Origin of the sequence: Streptomyces sp. NPDC007907 (assembly GCF_042959365.1) — a bacterium.
Taxonomy (GTDB): domain Bacteria; phylum Actinomycetota; class Actinomycetes; order Streptomycetales; family Streptomycetaceae; genus Streptomyces; species Streptomyces indiaensis.
Genome location: NZ_JBIBKR010000005.1, coordinates 708,818 through 729,019 on the forward strand (window position 1 = coordinate 708,818; position 20,202 = coordinate 729,019).

26 protein-coding genes and 1 tRNA gene are annotated in these 20,202 nt (G+C 73.3%); 13 read left to right on the forward strand and 14 right to left on the reverse strand.

Annotated features, from left to right (window positions below; all coding sequences use genetic code 11):
- Positions 1 to 36 precede the first annotated feature (36 nt).
- From ACFZDI_RS24020 to ACFZDI_RS24050, 7 genes are all read right to left on the reverse strand, one after another.
- Positions 37 to 972 (reverse strand): SigB/SigF/SigG family RNA polymerase sigma factor, encoded by a 936-nt coding sequence (locus tag ACFZDI_RS24020; RefSeq protein WP_391253129.1) that lies wholly within the window; start codon positions 970 to 972, stop codon positions 37 to 39.
- Between the two features lie 200 nt (positions 973 to 1,172).
- A complete protein-coding gene (locus ACFZDI_RS24025; RefSeq protein ID WP_234848528.1) occupies positions 1,173 to 1,466 on the reverse strand; it encodes a Dabb family protein in 294 nt (97 codons plus the stop codon).
- Positions 1,466 to 1,642, reverse strand: a complete 177-nt coding sequence (locus tag ACFZDI_RS24030; RefSeq protein ID WP_234848529.1) for a hypothetical protein — start codon at positions 1,640 to 1,642, stop codon at positions 1,466 to 1,468. Before ACFZDI_RS24030 ends, ACFZDI_RS24025 begins: the two co-directional genes overlap by 1 nt.
- Positions 1,643 to 1,758: 116 nt before the next feature.
- A tRNA-Ser gene (locus ACFZDI_RS24035) sits at positions 1,759 to 1,843 on the reverse strand.
- A gap of 45 nt (positions 1,844 to 1,888) precedes the next feature.
- On the reverse strand, positions 1,889 to 2,320 hold the full coding sequence (gene tadA, locus ACFZDI_RS24040; protein WP_234848530.1) for a tRNA adenosine(34) deaminase TadA: 432 nt from the start codon (positions 2,318 to 2,320) through the stop codon (positions 1,889 to 1,891).
- A 62-nt stretch (positions 2,321 to 2,382) separates the two neighbouring features.
- Positions 2,383 to 2,928: a hypothetical protein gene (locus ACFZDI_RS24045; RefSeq protein WP_234848545.1), complete on the reverse strand. Its 546-nt coding sequence runs from the start codon at positions 2,926 to 2,928 to the stop codon at positions 2,383 to 2,385.
- 276 nt (positions 2,929 to 3,204) lie between these two features.
- Positions 3,205 to 3,438, reverse strand: a complete 234-nt coding sequence (locus ACFZDI_RS24050) for a hypothetical protein (protein WP_234848531.1) — start codon at positions 3,436 to 3,438, stop codon at positions 3,205 to 3,207.
- Between the two features lie 132 nt (positions 3,439 to 3,570).
- Between ACFZDI_RS24050 and upp the strand changes: the two genes are divergently transcribed.
- Positions 3,571 to 4,206, forward strand: coding sequence for a uracil phosphoribosyltransferase (gene upp, locus ACFZDI_RS24055; RefSeq protein ID WP_234848532.1), 636 nt, complete (start codon positions 3,571 to 3,573; stop codon positions 4,204 to 4,206).
- Between the two features lie 14 nt (positions 4,207 to 4,220).
- Here the strand turns inward: upp and ACFZDI_RS24060 are convergent, their stop codons facing one another.
- Both ACFZDI_RS24060 and ACFZDI_RS24065 read right to left on the reverse strand, forming a co-directional pair.
- Positions 4,221 to 4,838 (reverse strand): LytR C-terminal domain-containing protein, encoded by a 618-nt coding sequence (locus ACFZDI_RS24060; protein WP_391253239.1) that lies wholly within the window; start codon positions 4,836 to 4,838, stop codon positions 4,221 to 4,223.
- A 121-nt stretch (positions 4,839 to 4,959) separates the two neighbouring features.
- Positions 4,960 to 5,256 carry a type II toxin-antitoxin system VapB family antitoxin gene (locus tag ACFZDI_RS24065; protein ID WP_003999914.1) on the reverse strand — a complete coding sequence of 99 codons (297 nt, stop codon included), beginning with the start codon at positions 5,254 to 5,256 and terminating at the stop codon, positions 4,960 to 4,962.
- 106 nt (positions 5,257 to 5,362) lie between these two features.
- Between ACFZDI_RS24065 and ACFZDI_RS24070 the strand changes: the two genes are divergently transcribed.
- On the forward strand, positions 5,363 to 5,617 hold the full coding sequence (locus ACFZDI_RS24070; protein WP_391253133.1) for a hypothetical protein: 255 nt from the start codon (positions 5,363 to 5,365) through the stop codon (positions 5,615 to 5,617).
- 68 nt (positions 5,618 to 5,685) lie between these two features.
- Here ACFZDI_RS24070 and ACFZDI_RS24075 read toward each other — a convergent pair whose 3' ends face one another.
- Together ACFZDI_RS24075 and ACFZDI_RS24080 are read right to left on the reverse strand one after the other, a co-directional pair.
- On the reverse strand, positions 5,686 to 6,279 hold the full coding sequence (locus ACFZDI_RS24075) for an HhH-GPD-type base excision DNA repair protein (RefSeq protein WP_234848533.1): 594 nt from the start codon (positions 6,277 to 6,279) through the stop codon (positions 5,686 to 5,688).
- Positions 6,280 to 6,315: 36 nt separating this feature from the next.
- Positions 6,316 to 7,038, reverse strand: coding sequence for a siderophore-interacting protein (locus tag ACFZDI_RS24080; protein WP_234848534.1), 723 nt, complete (start codon positions 7,036 to 7,038; stop codon positions 6,316 to 6,318).
- Between the two features lie 80 nt (positions 7,039 to 7,118).
- Between ACFZDI_RS24080 and ACFZDI_RS24085 the strand changes: the two genes are divergently transcribed.
- The 4 genes from ACFZDI_RS24085 (at position 7,119) to ACFZDI_RS24100 (ending at position 12,541) form a co-directional block, all read left to right on the forward strand.
- Positions 7,119 to 9,488 carry a penicillin acylase family protein gene (locus ACFZDI_RS24085; protein ID WP_391253135.1) on the forward strand — a complete coding sequence of 790 codons (2,370 nt, stop codon included), beginning with the start codon at positions 7,119 to 7,121 and terminating at the stop codon, positions 9,486 to 9,488.
- The gene (locus ACFZDI_RS24090; protein ID WP_391253137.1) at positions 9,481 to 10,089 is read left to right on the forward strand and encodes a GNAT family N-acetyltransferase; all 609 of its coding nucleotides are present in this window, start codon (positions 9,481 to 9,483) and stop codon (positions 10,087 to 10,089) included. Before ACFZDI_RS24085 ends, ACFZDI_RS24090 begins: the two co-directional genes overlap by 8 nt.
- Positions 10,086 to 10,565 (forward strand): cupin domain-containing protein, encoded by a 480-nt coding sequence (locus ACFZDI_RS24095; protein ID WP_391253139.1) that lies wholly within the window; start codon positions 10,086 to 10,088, stop codon positions 10,563 to 10,565. Before ACFZDI_RS24090 ends, ACFZDI_RS24095 begins: the two co-directional genes overlap by 4 nt.
- A 131-nt stretch (positions 10,566 to 10,696) precedes the next feature.
- Positions 10,697 to 12,541 carry a copper resistance protein CopC gene (locus ACFZDI_RS24100; protein WP_391253241.1) on the forward strand — a complete coding sequence of 615 codons (1,845 nt, stop codon included), beginning with the start codon at positions 10,697 to 10,699 and terminating at the stop codon, positions 12,539 to 12,541.
- On the opposite strand, the gene ACFZDI_RS24105 is transcribed toward ACFZDI_RS24100, so the two are convergent.
- The gene (locus tag ACFZDI_RS24105) at positions 12,441 to 13,406 is read right to left on the reverse strand and encodes a DUF72 domain-containing protein (RefSeq protein WP_391253140.1); all 966 of its coding nucleotides are present in this window, start codon (positions 13,404 to 13,406) and stop codon (positions 12,441 to 12,443) included. The genes ACFZDI_RS24100 and ACFZDI_RS24105 overlap by 101 nt on opposite strands.
- A gap of 193 nt (positions 13,407 to 13,599) precedes the next feature.
- On the opposite strand from ACFZDI_RS24105, the gene ACFZDI_RS24110 reads away from it, so the two are divergent.
- From ACFZDI_RS24110 to ACFZDI_RS24120, 3 genes are read left to right on the forward strand one after another with little or no spacing between them, the layout of a single operon-like run.
- On the forward strand, positions 13,600 to 16,176 hold the full coding sequence (locus tag ACFZDI_RS24110; RefSeq protein WP_391253141.1) for a SpoIIE family protein phosphatase: 2,577 nt from the start codon (positions 13,600 to 13,602) through the stop codon (positions 16,174 to 16,176).
- Between the two features lie 13 nt (positions 16,177 to 16,189).
- Positions 16,190 to 16,642 (forward strand): DUF4383 domain-containing protein, encoded by a 453-nt coding sequence (locus tag ACFZDI_RS24115; protein ID WP_391253143.1) that lies wholly within the window; start codon positions 16,190 to 16,192, stop codon positions 16,640 to 16,642.
- A gap of 17 nt (positions 16,643 to 16,659) precedes the next feature.
- Positions 16,660 to 17,145 carry an MSMEG_6728 family protein gene (locus tag ACFZDI_RS24120; protein WP_391253145.1) on the forward strand — a complete coding sequence of 162 codons (486 nt, stop codon included), beginning with the start codon at positions 16,660 to 16,662 and terminating at the stop codon, positions 17,143 to 17,145.
- Positions 17,146 to 17,199: 54 nt separating this feature from the next.
- Here ACFZDI_RS24120 and ACFZDI_RS24125 read toward each other — a convergent pair whose 3' ends face one another.
- Together ACFZDI_RS24125 and ACFZDI_RS24130 are read right to left on the reverse strand one after the other, a co-directional pair.
- A complete protein-coding gene (locus ACFZDI_RS24125; protein WP_234848542.1) occupies positions 17,200 to 17,358 on the reverse strand; it encodes a hypothetical protein in 159 nt (52 codons plus the stop codon).
- Positions 17,359 to 17,450: 92 nt separating this feature from the next.
- Entirely contained in the window at positions 17,451 to 17,672 is a 222-nt protein-coding gene (locus tag ACFZDI_RS24130; RefSeq protein WP_234848543.1) for a CarD family transcriptional regulator, read from the reverse strand.
- A gap of 134 nt (positions 17,673 to 17,806) precedes the next feature.
- Between ACFZDI_RS24130 and ACFZDI_RS24135 the strand changes: the two genes are divergently transcribed.
- The 4 genes from ACFZDI_RS24135 to ACFZDI_RS24150 all read left to right on the forward strand — a co-directional run bounded on the left by ACFZDI_RS24135 (position 17,807) and on the right by ACFZDI_RS24150 (position 20,096).
- Positions 17,807 to 18,040, forward strand: a complete 234-nt coding sequence (locus tag ACFZDI_RS24135; RefSeq protein WP_391253148.1) for a hypothetical protein — start codon at positions 17,807 to 17,809, stop codon at positions 18,038 to 18,040.
- Positions 18,041 to 18,084: 44 nt separating this feature from the next.
- The gene (locus tag ACFZDI_RS24140) at positions 18,085 to 18,309 is read left to right on the forward strand and encodes a hypothetical protein (RefSeq protein WP_234850837.1); all 225 of its coding nucleotides are present in this window, start codon (positions 18,085 to 18,087) and stop codon (positions 18,307 to 18,309) included.
- A 68-nt stretch (positions 18,310 to 18,377) separates the two neighbouring features.
- Positions 18,378 to 18,755 carry an amphi-Trp domain-containing protein gene (locus ACFZDI_RS24145; RefSeq protein WP_391253150.1) on the forward strand — a complete coding sequence of 126 codons (378 nt, stop codon included), beginning with the start codon at positions 18,378 to 18,380 and terminating at the stop codon, positions 18,753 to 18,755.
- Positions 18,756 to 19,139: 384 nt separating this feature from the next.
- Positions 19,140 to 20,096: a GlxA family transcriptional regulator gene (locus tag ACFZDI_RS24150; protein ID WP_234850839.1), complete on the forward strand. Its 957-nt coding sequence runs from the start codon at positions 19,140 to 19,142 to the stop codon at positions 20,094 to 20,096.
- Positions 20,097 to 20,202 lie beyond the last annotated feature (106 nt).

The window sequence follows — 20,202 nt, forward strand, 5'->3', positions numbered from 1 at the left end:
TCCCTCCCGACGGTGACCTCTCGCCCGTGTTTGCGATTATGCGTCGATGCGGTTCGCAGACCGCAACCGCTGGAAGCTACGCGCCAGTAGCCGCGACACGTGCATCTGCGAGACACCGAGCTCCGCGGAGATCTGGGACTGCGTGAGATTGCTGTAGTACCGCAGCAGCAGGATCCGCTGCTCCCGCTCGGGCAGCTGGACGAGCAGATGCCGTACCAGGTCGCGGTGCTCCACGCCGTCCAGCGCGGGGTCCTCGTAGCCGAGCCGGTCCAGCAGCCCCGGCAGGCCGTCGCCCTCCTGCGCGGCCTCCAGGGAGGTCGCGTGGTACGACCGCCCGGCCTCGATGCAGGACAGCACCTCGTCCTCGGTGATGCGCAGCCGCTCGGCGATCTCCGCGGTCGTCGGGGTGCGCCCGAAGGAGGTCGTCAGGTCCTCCGTCGCGCTGTTGACCTGTACCCACAGCTCGTGCAGCCGGCGCGGCACGTGCACCGTGCGGACGTTGTCCCGGAAGTACCGCTTGATCTCGCCGACGACGGTCGGCATCGCGAACGTCGGGAACTGCACGCCCCGGTCCGGGTCGAAGCGGTCGATGGCGTTGATGAGCCCGATCGTGCCGACCTGGACGACGTCCTCCATCGGCTCGTTGCGGGAGCGGAACCGGGCGGCCGCGTAGCGCACGAGCGGGAGGTTCGCCTCGATGAGCGCCCCGCGTACGCGGTCGTGCTCCGGCGTGCCCGGCTGGAGCTCCTTGAGCTGCGCGAAGAGGACCTGGGTGAGGGCCCGGGTGTCGGCGCCGCGACTGCTCCGCTGCGGCCCGGCCGGAGCGGTTTCCGCGGAGGCGGCCTGGGCGGGGGTCACTTGAGGGGCCGACGCCTGAGGAGTCGGTGCTTGAGGAGCTGGTGCTTGAGGAGCCGGTGCCTGCGGAACCGGCGCTTGAGCAGACGGTGCCTGAGGTGCAGTACTGGCCAGCACGGTCAACTCCACCTCGTCGTCGTCAACTCATCCGTCAACTCTTCCATCAAAAGCGGTCATAGCATCACAAGACATGTGCACTGTGTGCAAGCACCCCATAACTACGTGTTGAGGGATGAAAGCCGCACAAATCGCCCCGGGCAACGGAAGAGCCCCCTGTCGAAGCGACAGGGGGCCGGGACGGCCGGCGGCGGCCGGTGTCAGAACTCGTAGTCCGCGATCACCCACGTGGCGAACTCCCGCCACAGCGCGACCCCCGCCTGGTGGTCCGGGTGCTCCACGTACCGCCGCAGCGCGTCCGCGTCGTCGCAGGCCGAGTTGATGGCGAAGTCGTACGCGATGGGACGGTCGCTGACGTTCCAGCCGAGCTCCCAGTGGCGCAGCTCCGGGATGGTGTCGCCGAGCGCGCGGAAGGCCTCGACGCCCTTCACGACGCGGGGGTCGTCGCGCTCGACACCCTCGTTGAGCTTGAAGAGCACCAGATGGCGGATCATCACTTTCCTCCGTTGGCGACCCACGTGGCGAAGTCGCCGAGGGCCTTGGCGGCGTCCGAAATGCCCTGGAAGCCTATCTGCACGTAGTCGGCGGCCTTGGCCGGGTCCGTGATGATCACGTACAGCGCGAAGACCGCGACGGCGTAGACGGCGACTTTCTTGGCGTTCACCGCCATCGCGGCCTCCCCTGTCACTGGTGTCCCATGCAGCGCACATGATCGCACGAAGGGCGGATCACCCGAAGAGGCAGATCGCACGAAGGGCCCCGCCTGACGACGGGGCCCTTCCGAAGCGGTAGCGGAGGGATTTGAACCCTCGGTGACTTGCGCCACACTCGCTTTCGAGGCGAGCTCCTTCGGCCGCTCGGACACGCTACCGAGGGAGACCTTACAGCAAGGGGCCGCGTGCTCTGAAATCGGTATTCAGCGACCGCGGAAGAACGCCGTGAGCAGCTCGGCGCACTCCTCGGCGAGCACGCCCTCGATCACCTCGGGCCGGTGGTTGAGCCGCCGGTCGCGGACGAGGTCCCAGAGGGAACCGGCCGCGCCGGCCTTCTCGTCGCGGGCGCCGTAGACGAGCCGGTCGACGCGGGACTGCTGGACCGCGCCCGCGCACATCGTGCAGGGCTCCAGCGTGACCACGAGGGTGCAGCCGGCAAGCCGCCACGTGCCGAGGGCGGCCGCGGCCCGCCGCAGCGCGAGGAGCTCCGCGTGCGCCGTCGGGTCACCGCCGGCCTCGCGTTCGTTGTGCCCGGCCGCGAGCACGGTCGTGCCGTCCGGGGCCAGGACGACGGCGCCGACGGGGACGTCCCCTCCCCGGACGGCCTCGGCGGCCTCGTCCAGGGCGCGTCGCATCACGGGCCGCCAGGGGTCCCGGACCGGATCCGGGACTCCCGAGGCCGCGCCGGTACGACCGGTCAGCGGACGGTCTCCAGGGTCTCCGAGGCGCCCAGGGACTCGGCGATCTCGGTGACCGCGTCCGTCGACATCAGCCGCAGCTCCTTCTCGCTGACGCCGAGGTCGTCGAGGATCTGCGCGTCGCCGACCGGGCCGTGCGGCACGGACTCGGCGGAGCCGGCGGCCCCGGCACCGCCCTCGGCGTCGTCGTCCTCGTCGGACTCACCGTCCTCGGTGCCGTCGAGGTCGAGGGCGTCGAGATCGGCGGAGCCGTCGTCGCCCGGATCCCGCCCGAGCAGCTCGTCGGTGAGCAGGATCTCGCCGTAGCTGCTGCGGGCAGCGGCGGCGGCGTCCGACACATAGATGCGAGGGTCTTCCTCGCCGTCCACGCGGACGACGCCGAACCAGGCGTCCTCCTGCTCGATGAGCACGAGCACCGTGTCCTCGTCGGGGGAGGCTTCACGGGCCAGGTCGGCGAGATCCGACAGGGTTTCCACATCGTCGAGCTCTGTGTCGCTCGCTTCCCACCCGTCTTCGGTGCGCGCGAGCAGTGCGGCGAAGTACACCGTGACTCTCCCACTGGTCATAGGCGTGCCGGTTGGGGGTCCCCCCGGCGGAGGTTACGGGCGGGGAGTGCTCGTCCGAGCCCCACCCACTCGGAATCGTGGCAGAAACAAGGCGTTCAGGGGACGTCTTCGGCTCCCTGTGTCCGGCAGTTCTGCCCGCACGCTCGTTGCTGCCACCTGCGGATCGTACGCGGATTTGCCCTGTTGCACGCACGGTCACCCGCGACAAACTCCGCGCGGTTCGTGATCTTTGCCGGAGGTTTCCTCCCCCGTTTCCTACCAGCGGAAGGTGCGCATGCGCATCGCGTGCCGCAGTCGGGCCGTTTTGGCGCGGCGCGGCTGGACGCGGTCGCGCAGCGCCCGGGCCTCGGCGAGATCGCGCAGGAAGCGGGCGCGACGGCGGCGCCGCTCGGCGTCGGACTCGTCGGTCCCGTCCGGCCGGTCGGGCGTCGGGCCCGTCCCTGGCCAGGTGCGCGGCAACGGATCGTCTCGGAATTTCCGGTCGGGCATCAGGTTCACCACCCCCAGTCCGTCCTTCCCACCTTCCCCCGGACGGACGGTTTGACGCCAGCGTCCGGGTGACGGCCGTACGGCGGGCTTGCCGTGCGGGCCGGGGCACCCCGCCCGGTTACTGTGGTGGACATGCGTCTCCACGTCGTCGACCACCCTCTGGTCGCCCACAAGCTCACCACGCTGCGCGACCAGCGCACCGACTCCGCGACCTTCCGCCGTCTCGCCGACGAGCTGGTCACCCTGCTCGCCTACGAGGCCACGCGGGACGTGCGCACCGAACAGGTCGACATCCAGACGCCGGTCGCGCAGACCACGGGCGTCAAGCTCTCCCACCCGCGCCCGCTGGTGGTGCCGATCCTGCGGGCCGGGCTCGGCATGCTGGACGGCATGGTGCGGCTGCTGCCGACCGCCGAGGTGGGCTTCCTCGGCATGATCCGCAACGAGGAGACCCTGGAGGCCTCCACGTACGCTACGCGGATGCCGGAGGACCTGTCGGGGCGTCAGGTGTACGTGCTCGACCCGATGCTCGCCACCGGCGGCACGCTGGTCGCTGCGATCCGGGAGCTGATCCGGCGCGGCGCCGACGACGTGACCGCCGTGGTGCTGCTGGCCGCCCCGGAGGGCGTCGAGATCATGGAGCGGGAGCTGGCGGGCACGCCGGTGACGGTCGTGACCGCGTCGGTCGACGAGCGGCTCAACGAGCACGGCTACATCGTGCCGGGCCTCGGGGACGCGGGGGACCGGATGTACGGGGCCGCCGAGTAGGCCGGACGGGCCCCTCAGCACCCCTTCTTCGACTTGGGCGTCGGCTCGGGCCTGGCCAGTTCGGTCAGTGCCCGGTCGGCGTCCGGCTTCTTCGCCAGCTCCTTGAAGCCGTCCCCGATGACGAGGTCGACGGCAGCGCCCTTGCGGGCCGCCTCGGTACGCCGTTCCGCGCCGGGGAGCTGGGTGCCGAGCACGGGCAGCGAGGTGTCGAGCGCGGCGGCGGGGCCGAGCAGCAGGCCGGTGCCCTTGACCTTCTTGTCGTACTGCTTGGTCGCGTTGCCCACGTCGCCGATCTTGAAGCCGCGCTTCTTGAGCTCGTCGGCGGTCTTCTTCGCCAGGCCGCCGCGCGTGGTCGCGTTGAGCACGTTGACGGTGATCGTGCGCGGCTGCGGCAGGGGCTTGGCGCTGGGGGAGGGGCTCGCCTTGGTCGTGACGCCGCAGTCCGTCCCGTCACCGGCCGCCGAAGCCTTTCTGCCGCCGCCGGTGAAGACGTCGATGAGCTGCAGCGTGCCCCAGCCGCCCACGCCGAGGACGACGACGGACGCGACGGTTAGGACGACGAGCCTGCCGCGCCGACGGGGCCGGCGCATCTTGGGGTACTTGTTGCCCGTGATGCGGTACTTGCCGCCCATGCCGGGGGGAGTCAGCATGCTCATGAGCGCAGCGTAGTGCGCCCGGGCGACGATGCCTACTAGATGATCATTCGACGTCGCCCGGCGGAACCCGAAAGGGTCAACCCGCGGCCGCCGGGGATCAGTCGAGTTCGAGCACGCGGGCGTGGAGCACCTGGCGCTGCTGGAGTGCCGCCCGCACCGCGCGGTGCAGTCCGTCCTCCAGATACAGGTCGCCCTGCCACTTCACGACGTGCGCGAAGAGGTCGCCGTAGAACGTCGAGTCCTCGGCGAGCAGTGTTTCCAGATCGAGCTGACCCTTGGTCGTCACGAGCTGATCGAGGCGGACCGGGCGCGGCGCGACGTCCGCCCACTGCCGGGTGCTTTCCCGGCCGTGGTCGGGGTACGGCCGGCCGTTTCCGATGCGCTTGAAGATCACACGGAAAGCCTACCGGTCAAGACCTTCCGGGCGCAGCCATGGCGCCGAGGTGCGGCGCTGAAAAAAACCACACAAGGCGGTATGAACCCGGAACAGGGGCGTGAACATGCCGGACCGCGGGACCCTGCCGTCGGCCGCCGCCCCGGAGGTGTCCGGGCGTGCCGCCGCCCTTCCCCGGGAGGCCCTGCGGATCGCCTCCGGCTACGCCTTCTCAGGTCCGGCCCTGCATCTGGGCGCCCTGCTGTGGGACGGGCAGTGCCTGCTGGACGTGCAAGTCCGGGTTCCGCAGGCCCGGGGACGGGCCGGGTGGCGGGTGCGTTCGTCGGTGGGGACGGGTCAGGTGGCGGGCGCCCCCCGGTGAGAACGGCCCACGCGGCTGACGCCCCGTCGGCGGGTAGCGGCCGCTCGGGTTTCTCGTCCGGGGCGGGTCTACTTGTCGGCTGCCTTCGCTGCCTTCGCCGCTGCCTTCATCTCCTGCTTGTGCGCGCGGACCTTGACCAGGGATTCCGGGCCCGTGATGTCGGCGACCGAGCGGAAGGAGTCCGGCTCGCCGTAGGAGCCCGCGGCCTCTCGCCAGCCCGTGGGGCGCACTCCGAGCTGCTTGCCCAGCAGGGCCAGGAAGATCTGGGCCTTCTGCTTGCCGAAGCCGGGCAGTTCGGCGAGGCGCTTCAGCAGCTCCTTGCCGGTGCCGACGTCCTTCCAGACGGCCTCGGCGTCACCGTCGTAGTGCTCGACGAGGTACTGGCACAGCTGTTGGATCCGCTTGGCCATGGAGCCCGGGTAGCGGTGCACCGCGGGCTTCTCGGACAGGAGCGCGGCGAAGGCCTCCGGCTCGTGCGCGGCGATCTCGTGCGCGTCCAGGTCGTCCGTGCCGAGCCGCCGGGCGATCGTCGCCGGGCCCTTGAACGCCCACTCCATGGGCACCTGCTGGTCCAGCAGCATGCCGACCAGCGCGGCGAGCGGACTGCGGCCGAGCAGCGCGTCGGCCTCGGGATCCTGGGCGAGGTGAAGGGTGACGTCCATGCCCCGATCATCCCCCGGGGCGGGCCCGGCCGCTGCTCAGGTCGCCCGCCAGTAGCCGAGCGCGTGCACCCGCTGCTTGGGCAGCCCCAGCTCCTTGCGGACGTACGCCGCGAGGGTCCGGGTCGTCGCGGTGTCGCAGGCGATCCAGACGTAGGGGTCGGCCGTGCCCTCGAGCAGGCCGGGCAGGTCCGACTTCACCCGGTCGACCAGGTGAGCGCCGGAGTCCCGCCGCGGCACCGTGCGCAGCTCGTGCCGGTCCGGGTCGGTGCGGAACGGCAGCGCGTCGTCGCCGCCCTCGAACCAGACGGTGGCCGGTGCGGAGCCCAGGGCGTCCAGGAGGGAGTTGATGGCCGGGAGCGAGGCCGGGTCGCCGACGGCGAAGACGTGCGAGGGGGCGGGGCTCGGGTGCTCGAAGCCGGTGCCCTGGACGGTCGCCTCGATCGTGTCGCCCGGCTTCGCCGCCCTGGCCCAGTCGCTGGCGCGGCCCTCGTGCAGGGCGAACTCCAGGCCGAAGGTGCCGGCCTCGGCGTCGGGGTCGACCAGGGTGTAGGCCCGCTGGTGCGGCTTGCCCGCGTTGTCGAACCACAGCCGTACCCACATGGTGGGATGCACGCCGGTCGCGGCCAGCAGACCGCCGTCGGTGAAACGGAGCCGCCGGTACTCCGGGGTGACGTCCTCGACGTCCGTCACCGTGAACTCGAAGTCCTTGCCGCGCAGCAGTTTGAGGACCGCGCCCTCCCAACCCCGCCCCTGCCCCATCGCGTTTCAGCCTTTCGCGTACGATTCCGGCCACAGCTTGACTTAGGCAAGGCTAACCTAAAGGTTACAGGGGGTACAGCGTGACCGTCGAGATCTACCGTGACGGTTGGGGCATCCCGCATCTGCGTGCGGACAGTGCGGCCGAACTCGCCCGGGCGCAGGGCCTCGTGACCGCCCGCGACCGGGCCTGGCAGCTGGAGGTCGAGCGCCACCGGGCGCGGGGCACCTCGGCGTCCTTCCTCGGCGGGAGCGCCCTGGCCTGGGACCGGTTCGCGCGACGGGCCCGGCTCGACGACACCGCCAGACGCTGCTTCGCGGACCTGGAGAGACGGGACCCCGGGACGGCGCGCTGGGTGCGGGCGTACGTCGACGGGGTCAACGAGGGGCTCGCGGACGCCACCGCCCCGGAGTTCGCCCGCACCGGTCTCGCCCCCGGCCGCTGGGAGCCCTGGACCCCCCTCGGCGTCTGGCTCGCCACCCACATCCTGTTCGCCGGGTTCCCGGCCAAGCTCTGGCGTGAGCAGGTCGCCGCACACCTGGACGCGGACGCCGTCGGCCTCTTCGCCGCCGACGGCCCCGGCACCTCCGGCAGCAACGGCTGGCTGGTCGGCGGCGAGCGGACCGTCACCGGGCAGGCCGTCATCGCCGGCGACCCCCATCGCTGGATCGAGGACCCGGGCGTCTACCAGCAGATCCACCTGTCCTGCCCCGAGTTCGACGTCGTGGGCCTGGCCGTCCCCGGCGTCCCCGGCATCGCCCACTTCGGGCACACCGGCACGGTCGCCTGGGCCATCACCAACGCCATGGCCGACTACCAGGACCTCTACCGGGAGCGGTTGCGCCGTACCGGCGCCGGGGTGGAGGCCCTCGGCCCGGACGGGGTCTGGCGGCGGGCGTCCCGGCACACCGAGACGATCGAGGTGGCGGGCGAGGAGCCGGTCGAGGTCGAGGTGATCGAGACCGACCGGGGTCCATTGATCATCGGCGGCCCCGAGGGCCTCGACGGCGATCCGGCGGACCCGGCGCGCGAGGACGGTCCGCCGGAGTCGGCGGCTCCGCGAGACCCGGCAGCCCTGCGGCAACCGAGCGGCGCCCCGGCGGGCCCACCGCTCCCGGCCCATTCCGACCACTCGGCCGACTGGGACTATTCGGTCGACTGGGACCGCTCGGTCGACTCGGGCCGCTCGGCCGACTCCAGCCACCCGGCCGACTCGGACCGCTCGGCCGACTCCGGCCACAGGGCCGACTCCGGCCACAGGGCCGACTCCGGCCACAGGGCCGACTCCGGCCACCCGGCCGACCCTGCCGGCGTGCCCGTGGCGGTCAGTCTGCGCTATCCGCCCCGGGTCACCGGCGACCTCGGCTTCAGCGCTCTGCTGCCGCTGCTGCGGGCCCGGCGGGTCGGCGACGTGGACCGGGCCTTCGACCGCTGGGCCGAGCCGGTCAACGTCGTGCAGGCCGCCGACACCGAGGGCGGTGTCCTGCACCGCGTGGCCGGGCGGGTGCCGCTGCGCGCCGAGGCCAACCGGCTGCGCCTGGTGCCCGCGTGGGAGCCCGGCCACGAATGGCAGGGCTGGCACGTGTCACCGCGCGCCGGGCTCACCGACGGCGTCGCCGTCATGGCCAACCAGCGCGGCCCGGCCGAACCCCTCGGCGTCGAGTTCGCCCCGCCGCACCGCGCCGACCGCATCGCCGCGCTGCTCGCGCGCAAGGAGCGCTGGTCCGCCGCCGACATGCCCGCCCTGCACACCGACACCCACCTGGCCTCCGCGTCCGCCCTCCTGGACCGCCTCGACGCCCTCGACGGCCTCACCCCCGAGGCCGCAGCCCTCCGGGACCGGCTCCTGCGCTGGGACCGCCGTATGGACGCCGGCAGCGCCGACGCGGCCCTCTACGCCGCCGTGCGCGGAGCGGTCGTACGGCGGCTCGCGGCGCACCCGGCGTTCGCCGCGCTCACCACCCCGCCGGCGTACCCGGAGGTGTTCCAGCCCTGGCTCGCTCTCGTCCCCCGGGTCGGCTTCGCCCTCGAACACCTGCTGCGGGCCGGGGAGCTGTACGGCATCGACCGCCCGGCGGCCGTCCGCGCGGCGATCGAGGAGATGGCGCTGCGGCCGCCGGCCGGGGTCTGGGGCGACACCCACCGCCTCGCCCCCTGGCGGGCCCTGGAGCCGGAGCAGCCCTACGACGAACCGGGGCTGTCCGGCGACCACGACTGCGTGCTGTGCACCTCGGGCGTGCCGGGCCTCACCGACCGCGCGGCCCGGGGCCCGGCCGCCCGGTACGTCTGGGACCTGGCCCGGCGGGAGGACAGCCGCTGGGTGGTCCCGCTCGGCGCCTCGGGCGTCCCCGGCTCACCCCACCACCGCGACCAGCTCCCGCTGTGGCTCGCGGGAGACCTCGTCCCGGTCGTCACCGACTGGGCCCTGCTGAAGAAGGAAACCGATGTCTGACCCGTATGCCTCCCGCGCCTGCGTCCACGAGGAGGTGACCGACGGCTTCGGCACCGTCCGCGTCCTGCCGCTGGACCCCGGCGCCGACGCCGCCGTGATCCACCGCTGGGTGAGTGAGGACCGGGCCGCCTTCTGGGGCATGACCGAGCTGACCGAACGCCAGGTCGCGGACGTCTACGCCCACATGGCCACGCTCGACACCCACCACGCTTTCCTCGTCGTCCGGGACGGCGAGCCGGTCGCGCTGCTGCAGACCTACGAGCCGGAGGCCGACCGCGTCAGCGAGTGCTACGAGGTCCGCCCCGGCGACATCGGCGTCCACCTGCTCCTCGCCCCCGCGGGCCCGGGCGGCGGACAGCGCGGCTGGACCGCCCGGCTGGTGACGGCCATCACCGCGTACGTCCTGCCCAGCCTGGACCGCCGGCGGATCGTGGTCGACCCGGACCTGCGCAACGAGAAGGCGATCGCCCGTTTCCTCCGGCTCGGCTTCACCCCCGGCCCGGTGGTGGTCCTGCCCGAGATCGACCTGCCGGACGTGTACCTGCCGCAGAAGCAGGCCCAGCTCGCCTTCCTGGAACGGGAGATACCGTTCCCCGGGTGACCCCCGATGACCTCATCGCCCACTACGGACTGGAACCGATCCCGAGCGAAGGCGGCCTGTTCCGCCAGACCTGGGCCGGTCCCGAACGCCCCGACGGCAGGCCGGATGGCACGGCGATCGTCGCGCTGCTGACGGCGGACGACTTCTCCGCCCTCCACCGCCTTCCGACGGACGAGATCTGGCATTTCTACGGGGGCGACCCCCTGGAGCTTTTGCTGCTCGCCCCGGACGGCACGGCGAGGACGGTCGTGCTCGGGCCGGACGTCCTGCACGGACAGCACGTCCAGTTCACGGTCCCGGCGGGCACGTGGATGGGCGGCAGGGTGCGCGGGGCCGGGCGGTGGACCCTGTTCGGCTGCACGATGGCACCCGGCTTCACCTTCGACGGCTACGAGCACGGGGACGCCGCGGAGCTGACGGCGCGCTACCCGGCGGTGGCCGACGAGATCGCGGGACTGTCCCGCTCTGCCTCCTGAGCCCGTTGAGCACTGCACCGATCCCGTCCGTACTCAACCCGGAGCCGTCCAGCCCGACCCCGGAGAACCACGTGGACCAACGGCGGAACGAGGATCGCAATGTCGGACGCCCCCGGCGATTCCAGGCCCTGGTGCTGCTCGGCACCGTGCTGGTACTGCTCCTCGCCGGAGCAGCTCCCGCCTCCGCCCACGCCGCGCTCCGCGGCACCGACCCCGATGACGGATCCCTCGTCCGGAAGGCCCCCCGTCACGTCACCCTGACCTTCACCGAGTCCGTGGGCCTGCTCGACGACTCCTTCCGGGTCTTCGGCCCCGATCAGCGGCGGGTCCACACCGGCGAGGCCACACACGCGGACGGCCGCTCCGACACCGCCCGGATCGGTCTGCCCCGCAAGCTCGCCCAGGGCACGTACACGGTGGCCTGGCGGGTGGTATCCGCCGACAGCCACCCCGTCTCCGGCGCCTTCTCCTTCTCGGTGGGGAAGCGTTCCGCGACGACCTCCCCGATCGACACGGGCCCGACCGAGGACCCGCTCACCGGCGGTCTCAACGACGCCGCCCGCTACCTCGCCTACCTCGCCGGCGCGCTGCTCGTCGGCCTGGCCGCGTTCGCCCTGCTCTGCCGGCCCGCGGACACCTCCGCCCTGCGCCGGCCGCTGGTGGCGGCCTGGTGGACGCTGCTGGGCTCGACGGTCGTCCTGCTCCTGCTGCGCGCCCCGTACGAGGCGGGCACCGGCCCGGCCGCCGCGTTCGACGCCGCCGCCCTCGGCCGTACCGTGGCCGGCCGCCCGGGGCAGGCCCTGCTCGCCCGGCTCGCCGTCCTCCTGCTGACCGCGGCCTTCCTGGTGTGGCTGTCCCGGCGCCGTGACGCCGGGCAGCGGCCCCTCACCCTGGCGACCGGCACCGCCCTGGCCGCCGCCCTGGCCCTGACCTGGGCGGCGGCGGAGCACGCCTCCGCCGGGATCCAGGTGCCGCTGGCGATGACGTCGTCGGTGCTGCACCTGCTGGCGACGGGCGTCTGGCTCGGCGGCCTGGTGGCGCTGCTGCTGACGCTGCGCCGCTCGTCCGGCGACGGCGTGGCGGACGACATGGCCGCGGTCGTCCCCCGCTTCTCCCGGATCGCCTTCGCGGCGGTGACCGTGCTGGCCGTCACGGGCGTCTACCAGTCCTGGCGCGGCCTCGGCTCCCTGTCCGCGCTGTCCGGCACGTCGTACGGCCGTCTGCTGCTCGCCAAACTGGCCGGGGTGGCCGTGCTGCTGCTGGCGGCCCGGTACTCACGGCGCTGGACGGCGCGGATCGCGGCCCCGGCGACGACCGTGCCCCGGCCGGCCTCCGTCCGCAAGCGCGTCCCCCAGCCGGTGGGGGCACCGGCGGAGGGCCGGGGCACCGGGGAACCCGAGACCCCCGACGACGACAAGGGGCCGGAGGAGCCTGCCGCGGAGACGGGAGCACAGGAGCCGCCCGCGCCCGGAGCCGGTCCGGACGCCCGGCGCCTGCTGCGCCGGTCCGTCCTGGTGGAGGTCGCCGTCGCGGCGGTGGTGCTGCTGATCACCACCGTGCTCACGGGGACCCTCCCGGCTCGTGCCCAGGCCGAGGCGGCCCGGCAGGCCCCGGCGGGCGCGCTGCCACCCACCACCCTGGTCACCGTGCCCTACGACACCGGCACGGCGTCCGTGAGCGGACGCGGCACGGTCCAGGTCACCCTGGACCCGGCCCGCGTCGGCGAGAACGGCGTCCAGGCCGTGGTCGCCGGCTCCGACAAGGGCCTGATCGTCGTCCCCGAGGTGCGCATCACCTTCAGCCTGCCCTCCCGGAAGGTCGGCCCGGTCGACGCCGAACTCGTCGACCGGGGCGGCTACTGGAGCACCAACTCCGTCAACCTGCCGCTCGCCGGGAACTGGACGATGAAGACGACCGTGCGGGTGTCGGACGTGGACCAGGTGTCGGTGGAGCGCCGGGTGCGGATCGCGCCCTAGGGAGCCGTGCCGCCGGCGGTTCCCGGTCGAGGAGCCGGGTCATGGCCTCGGCGGCGCGGACGGCCGCGTCACCGCAGCAGTTGTTGAACAGGACGTGGACCTGCTCGGTCCGCTCGGCCAGCCGCCGCACGCGGGGCAGCCACTCGGCGAGTTCCTCCTCGCCGTACGCGTACCGGAACCGGTCCTCCTTGCTGCCGGTCCCCCAGGCGGTGCTGCGGCCGTGGAACCGGACGACGGACAGCCGGGGAGAGGTCACCGGGGTGACGGGCGGCACGGAGGACGCGAGCGTCTGCGTCATGTCGACGGCGACCGCGGCCATGCCGTGCCCGGCGAGCAGCGCACCCGTCGCGTCGGCCTGTCCCGGCTCCCACCAGGAGGGGTGCCGGAACTCCACGGCGAGCGGCCAGCCCGCGGTCCGCTCGGCGCACTCCCGCAGGAACGTCTTGGCCCGCTGCCCTGGCCGGAACCAGGGCGGGAACTGGAACAGCACGCTGCCGAGCCGCCCGGCCGCCCGCAGCGGCTCGATCCCGGCCGTGAACCGGTCCCACACCCGGTCGAGCACCGCCGGGTCCCGGTGCTCGGCCGGCCATCCCTCGGGCATCACCGCCTGCCGGGTGGGATGCCCGGTGAGCAGCGAGAACGCCTTCACGTCGAAGACGAACCCGTCCGGTGTCCGCTCGGCCCACAACCGGCTGTTCCGCTCGCCCGGCAACGCGTAGTAGGAGGCGTCCACCTCGACGACACCGAACCGCTCGGCGTAGTGCCGTAACCGGCCCTCGGCGTCCCGCCGGCCCGGGGGATACCAGCCGCTGCCGACCAGCGCCCGGTCGGTCCAGGAACACGTGCCCACCAGGATCTGACCCATGGGGGAGCGGTTACCCCGGCGGGGCGGCGGCAGGCTCGGGTTCTCGACGGGCGGTGGGAAGCTCGGCTTCGCGACGGGGCGCGGCCTTCTGGACCGGCGGCGCGGTGAGACCTCGCGCAATCGGGGTAATCAGGTTCATATCTGTGCATATCCGGGGTTACGGCTGATTCCCCCGAGAGTGAGATGACCGATCATGGAACAGCCCGTCACCGCCGGCCGGGCCACCCGGTCGTCCGGAGCAGAACCGGAAGCCCTCGAAGCCCTCGTCGGCGCATCGCTCACGGCCCGTGTCACCCTCGACGAACGCGGCCTCGTGACCGGCTGGAACGAGGGCGCCGAGCGGCTCCTCGGCTACACGGCGGGGCAGTTGACCGGTCGCCGGGCCGCGGACCTGCTGGCCGAGCCGATCCCGGTGCGCGGCGGTCTGCCGACGCTGGCCGGACTGCCCCGCTGGAACGGCGACGTCGCGCTGCGGCACCGGGACGGCCGGACGCTGACGGTCGGGATCCTCGCCCACCACCGGCCCCCCGGCGCCGACGGCCCGGCCTGGCTCGTCCTCTCCGCCCTGACCGGCCGGCAGCCACCGACCGGTCTCGACGAATCCCTCGTGAGCTGGAGCTTCGCCCAGTCCCCGTGCTGCGCCCAGGCGATCTACGACACCCGGTTGCGGCTGCGCAGGGCCAACGCCGACATGGAACGCGCCACGGCACTCACCGAGGAGGAGATGCGGGGCCTGCGCGTGTCCGAGATCGTCGACGACGACGCCGGCCGGCGGGCGGAACTCGGCATGGCCCACGTGCTGCGCACCGGCGAGCCGCAGTACGAGGAGCCCTACCTGCGCGCCCCCGGCGAGAGCCACGAGCACGCGTGGTCGATCTTCCTGTCCGCGCTGCGCGACCACGAGGGCACCATCCGGGGCGTCTGCCTGTCGGCGCACGACATGACGGAGCAGTTCTGGGCCCGCAAGCGCCTCCAGCTGATCGCCGAGGCGAGCCGGCGCATCGGCAGCACGCTCGACGTGACGCGCACGGCCCAGGAACTGACGGACGTCACCGTCCCGGTCCTGGCCGACTTCGCCGGCGTCGACCTGCTGGCCGCGCTGGACGACGCACCCGAGCCGCCCGCACGGCCGGTTCCGGCGGACGGGCCGCTGCTGCTGCGCCGGGCTGCCCTGCGGTCGGTGACCCCGGGCGCCCCGGAGTCGGTCGTCGCGGCCGGCGCGGTGGACGCCTACCCGCCGGGCTCGCTGCCCTTCGAGAGCCTGCGCACCGGACGGCCCGCCCTGCAGGAGGTGACCGACCCGGCGTTCACCGCCTGGCTCGCCCGCGACCCGGCGCGTGCGGCCCGGGTCCGCGCGTTCGGCGTCCACTCCGTGATGGCCGTGCCCCTGGCCGCCCGGGGCACCACCCTCGGCGTCGCCTTCTTCGCCCGGCACCGCACCCAGGAGCCCTTCCGGCACGACGACCTGGTCCTGGCCGGGGAGCTGGTGGCCCGGGCCGCGGTCAGCATCGACAACGCCCGCCGCTACACGCGCGAACGCGCCACCGCGGTCACGCTCCAGCGCAGCCTGCTGCCGCGGCGGCTGCCCCGGCAGGCCGCCGTCGAGGTGGCCTCCCGCTACCTCCCGGCGGGCGGGCACGCCGGGGTGGGCGGTGACTGGTTCGACGTCATCCCGCTCTCGGGGGCCCGGGTCGCGCTGGTCGTCGGGGACGTGGTCGGCCACGGGCTGGTCGCGTCGGCGACCATGGGGCGGCTGCGGACGGCGGTCCGCACGCTGGCCGACATCGACCTGCCCTGCGACGAGCTGCTGACCCACCTCGACGACCTGGTCGCCCGCCTGAACACGGAGGAGGACAGCGACACCGAGCGGCGGACGAGGGGCTCCACGAGGGGCTCCGCGGCCACCGCCGCCGGCACCGGCATCGCCGAAAGCGCCGGCACGGGTTCAGCCGAAACCGCCGGCATGGATTCCGCGGGTTCCGCCGAAGCCGCCGGTGACCTTGGGGCCACCTGTCTGTACGCCGTCTACGACCCCGTGACCCGGCGCTGCTGCTTCGCCGGGGCCGGGCATCCCCTGCCCGCCGTGGTGAGCCCGCAGGGCACCGTGGACTTCGTCGGGCTCCCCACCTCGCCGCCGCTCGGCGTGGGCGGCCTGCCGTACGAGGCGACCGAGGTCGTCGTCCCCGAGGGCAGCCTGCTCGCCCTGTACACCAACGGCCTGATCGAGACCCCCGACCGGGACGTCGACACCGGCGTCGACCGGCTGCGGGAGGCCCTGGCCCGTCCGGCCGCCTCGCTGGACGCGCTGTGCGACACGGTCCTCGCCGACCTGCTGCCGCCGCGCTCGGCCGACGACGTGGCCCTGCTCATCGCCCGTACCCGCGTGCTCGACGAACGGCAGGTCGCCACCTGGTCGGTGCCCTCGGACCCCTCCGCGGTCGCGCAGACCCGCAAGGACGTGGTGGCACAACTGGAGCGGTGGGGCCTGTCCGACACCGTGTTCGTCACCGAACTGGTCGTCAGCGAGCTCGTCACCAACGCCATCCGGCACGCCCAGCCACCGGTGCAACTGCGCCTGATCCACGACTCGACCCTGATCTGCGAGGTCTCCGACGGCGGCAGCACCGCTCCCCACCTGCGGCGCGCCCGCACGTACGACGAGGGCGGCCGCGGTCTGCTGCTCGTCGCCCAGCTGACCGAGCGCTGGGGCACCCGCCAGAGCGGCACCGGCAAGACCATCTGGGCGGAACAGGACCTGTCGCCGGCGTGAGGAGCCACCGCCGATGAGCACACCCGCGTCCCACCGGGCCGACCGCGCGCCCGTCCAGCAGGCCGCGCTGCTGGCCGGCCTGGTCTTCCTCGTGGTCGGCGTGCTGGGTTTCGTCCCCGGCGTCACCACGGACTACGGCTCGCTGGAGTTCGCCTCCCACGAGTCGGGCGCCGAGCTGTTCGGCCTGTTCCAGGTGTCCATCCTGCACAACCTCGTGCATCTGATCTACGGACTCGCGGGCCTGATGCTCGCCGGCACGGCCGCCGGGGCGTACTCGTTCCTGCTGGTCGGAGGCGCCGTCTACCTGCTCCTGTGGGTGTACGGCCTGTCCGTGGGCCACGACAGCGACGCCAACTTCGTCCCGCTGAACTCCGCGGACGACTGGCTCCACTTCGCCCTGGGCATCGCCATGATCGGCCTGGCCCTGGCCCTCAGCAGGCGCGACACGCGCACCGACGCACGGTAAGGATCACCGAGGACGGCATGCAGACCTTCCTGCCCTACCCCGACTTCCGCACCACGGCCCAGGCCCTGGACCGTCGCCGGCTCGGCAAGCAACGGGTCGAGGCGCTGCAGGTCCTGCGCGGCCTGGTCGTCCCCGGCTACGGGTGGCGCCATCACCCGGCCGTGCGGATGTGGGTCGGCTACGAGGAGGCCCTGGTGCGCTACGGCCTGGAGGTCTGCCGCGTCTGGCGCGAACACGGCCACCAGGACACCTGCGCGGCGACACTCGTGGCCGACCTGGCGGCGCCCCGCCCGCACGCCCCGATCCGCGACCAGCGGCAACTGGCCGCCGACGGCGAACTGCCGCCTTGGCTCGGCGACGACCCCTTCCACGAGAGTCATCGCTCGGCCCTGGTGCGCAAGGACCCGACGACCTACGGGGCCCTCTTCCCGGGGGTCCCCGACGACCTGCCGTACGTCTGGCCGATGTCGGACCGCGCGGCCGAGGAGACGTCCCGGGACTGACGACAGCCCTGCGGGAGGGCGCCGGGACGGGGCCCCGGTGCGTCTGCCGCGGGGCTAGGCCGCCCTGCGGCGCGCCGGGCGCTTGGACGCGGAGGGCTGTTCCGTCAGCTCCTCCGGCGTGAAGATCTCGTCCTCCCCGAAGTCCGGGGCCTGGAAGGGGTTGGTCGCCGGGGGCGGCGAGGCCGCGCCGGAACGGCTGGGTTGCCCTTCCACGGCGGAGAACAGCGAAGTCGGTTCGATGAGACGTCTCTTTTCCGGTATTGGCCCGGTTCGGGCCAGGTGTGCCCCGACCGGGCACGGAGGTCCTACAACTTGGTCATCTTGGCGTACGGGCTGGGGATCCGCATGTGCGCCGAACCGAAGTCCACGAGCGCGGCGATCCCTTCCTCCATGCCGATGACCCGGCCGAGCCCGTACATGTCGTGCGTGACCTGGTCACCCACGGCGAAGTGCTTGGGAGCGGGAGCGACCGGCGCCTTGAAGGGGCTGGTGGGCAAGTGACGCTTGGGAGCAGCAGGCTTTGTCATCGGCCTCAGTATGCGCCTCCTGGTGGCATTCGCGCTGCGGCTGTCCATGCCCGGTGTGGAACCGGGTGCCCGGAGGGGGCGGCGGCGATGCGCTCCGCTGGCCGAAAAAATCGAACACATGCTTGAATTCGACCATGCGAACGTTTCCCGACGACCTCGTCCGGGCGCAGTGCGAGTGGAGCGCCACCTACCGGCAGCTCGCCGACCGGCCCGGCCGCACCGAGCTGCGCCGGCGTCTGCACCGGCTGTCGGTACGGGCGTACTTCCACCCCTACTGGCAGCAGCGGCGGCCGAGCCCGGCGGCGTGGTGGGAGCTGCGGGAGCTGGGGCGGGCGGCGGGGGACGCGTCCGAGCGGCTCCACCGGTGACGCCCCGGCCTGCGGGACCGTACGTTCCGGATGATCCTGAAGGCATGTCCGGACCGATACGCGTGATCGTGCACCCACCGTCGCCCTCGGGCGGCCGCCGCGTGCGCGTGGACGGCGAGATCCTCGGACTCGCCCACAATGTGACCGACGTCGCGGAGTTCCTCCGCCGTGCGGGCCTGGAGATCGACCCGTCGGACGTGGCGGAGGCGCCGTGGATCGACTGGCGCGGAGTGGGGCCCGAGCACTGGGGTCCGGAGGCGGGCGGCTGACGCGCGCGCCCACGCGGCACGCCACTATGGACATATCCACCCTTTCTGCGACATCACCGGAGGGCCCCATGAAGGACCTCAAGTTCGAGCAGAAGCGCTCGCTGTCGCGCCAGGAGGCCGCCGACCAGCTCACCGCGCTCGCGGACGCGCTGCGGGAAGGCGGGGACGCGGAGCTGGAGTTCGGCCCCGGAACGCTGGGCGTACGGATCCCCGACGACCTGCACAGCGAGTTGGAGGTGGAGATCGGGGACGGGGAGATCGAGCTCGAGATCGAACTGAAGTGGGCGACGGCACGGCCGCGGGCGACGCGACCGGACACCGAGGCGCCCGCGGACAAGCCCCGCCGGAAGAACACACCGAAATCACCGGCCGGCTCGGGCACGGGCAGCGGCAGCGGCAGCGGCAGGAGCAGGGGCACGAAGCGGACTGCGGCGAAGTCGGCCTGAGCGACGGTCCGCGGGCGGCCCGCGGGGCTGCCCGAGGCCGCCGGGGGCGCCGGGGGCCGCCCGGGCGACTGCCCTGAGGCTGCCTGAGCGGCGGCTGTACGTGCGCGAGGGGTCCGGTTCCGGCGCGGGATTCCGCCGCGGCCTCCGGCGCGGTACCGGGAGCCGGTTCAGCTGCGGCCTCCGGCGGAATTTCGGCGCGGTACTGGGAGCCGGTTCAGCCGCGGCCTCCGGCGGGCCTCCGGCGCGGTACCGGGAGCCGGTTCAGCTGCGGCCTCCGGCGGAATTTCGGCGCGGTACTGGGAGCCGGCTCAGCCGCGGCCTCCGGCGGGCCTCCGGCGCGGTACCGGGAGCCGGTTCAGCCGCTGCTCCTCGTACGCTGTCCGGGTGCCGTCCTCCCGCCTGCACCGCGTGGCCGTTCTCGTCCTCCCCGGTGCGAAACCGCTCGACGTCGGCATCCCCGCGCAGGTGTTCACGACCCGCGCGAGCATGCCGTACGAGGTGCGCGTGTGCGGGGCGGCGCCCGGCCTGGTGACCGGCGGCGACGGCCTGTCGTACGCCGTCGCCCACGGCCTGGACGCGCTGGCCTGGGCCGACATCGTCTTCCTTCCCGGCTACCGGTTCCCGGACCGCGACGACCCGCCGCGGGCCGTCGTCGACGCGCTGCTCGCGGCGCACGCCCGGGGCGCGCGGCTCGCCGCGATCTCGACGGGCGCCTTCGCCCTGGCCGCCACAGGCCTGCTCGACGGCAGACGCGCCACGACGCACTGGCACTACACCCGGGCGCTCGCGGCGAAGCACCCGCTCGTCCGGGTCGACGAGAACGTCCTGTTCGTCGACGAAGGCAGCGTGCTGACGTCGGCGGGCGCCGCCTCCGGCATCGACCTGTGCCTGCACATCCTGCGCGGCGACCTGGGAGTGGCCGCGTCGAACCACGCGGCCCGGCGTCTGGTAGCCGCGCCCTACCGCAGCGGCGGCCAGGCGCAGTACGTGCCGCGCAGCGTGCCCGAACCCCTCGGCGAGCGGTTCGCCGCCACCCGCGAGTGGGCACTGCACCGGCTCGGCGAGCCCCTCACCCTCGACGGACTGGCACGGCACGCGGGGGTCTCGGCGCGCACGCTGTCGCGGCGCTTCGTCGAGGACACGGGGTACACGCCGATGCAGTGGGTCATGCGCGCCCGCATCGACGTGGCCCGTGAGCTGCTCGAACGTTCGGAACTGAGCGTGGAGCAGATCGCCGCCGACGTCGGCCTCGGCACCGGCGCGAATCTGCGACTGCACTTCCAGCGCATCCTCGGCACGACCCCGAGCGAATACCGCCACACCTTCGCCCGAGGCGAGTGACCCACGGGCAGGGGCACGGGCACGCCCAGGCGTGGGCTGGCTGGCGCGATCCTTTTGAACCCTGGCGATCCCGCCGCTGTCCCGCGCGGACGCCGGGCGCGACGCT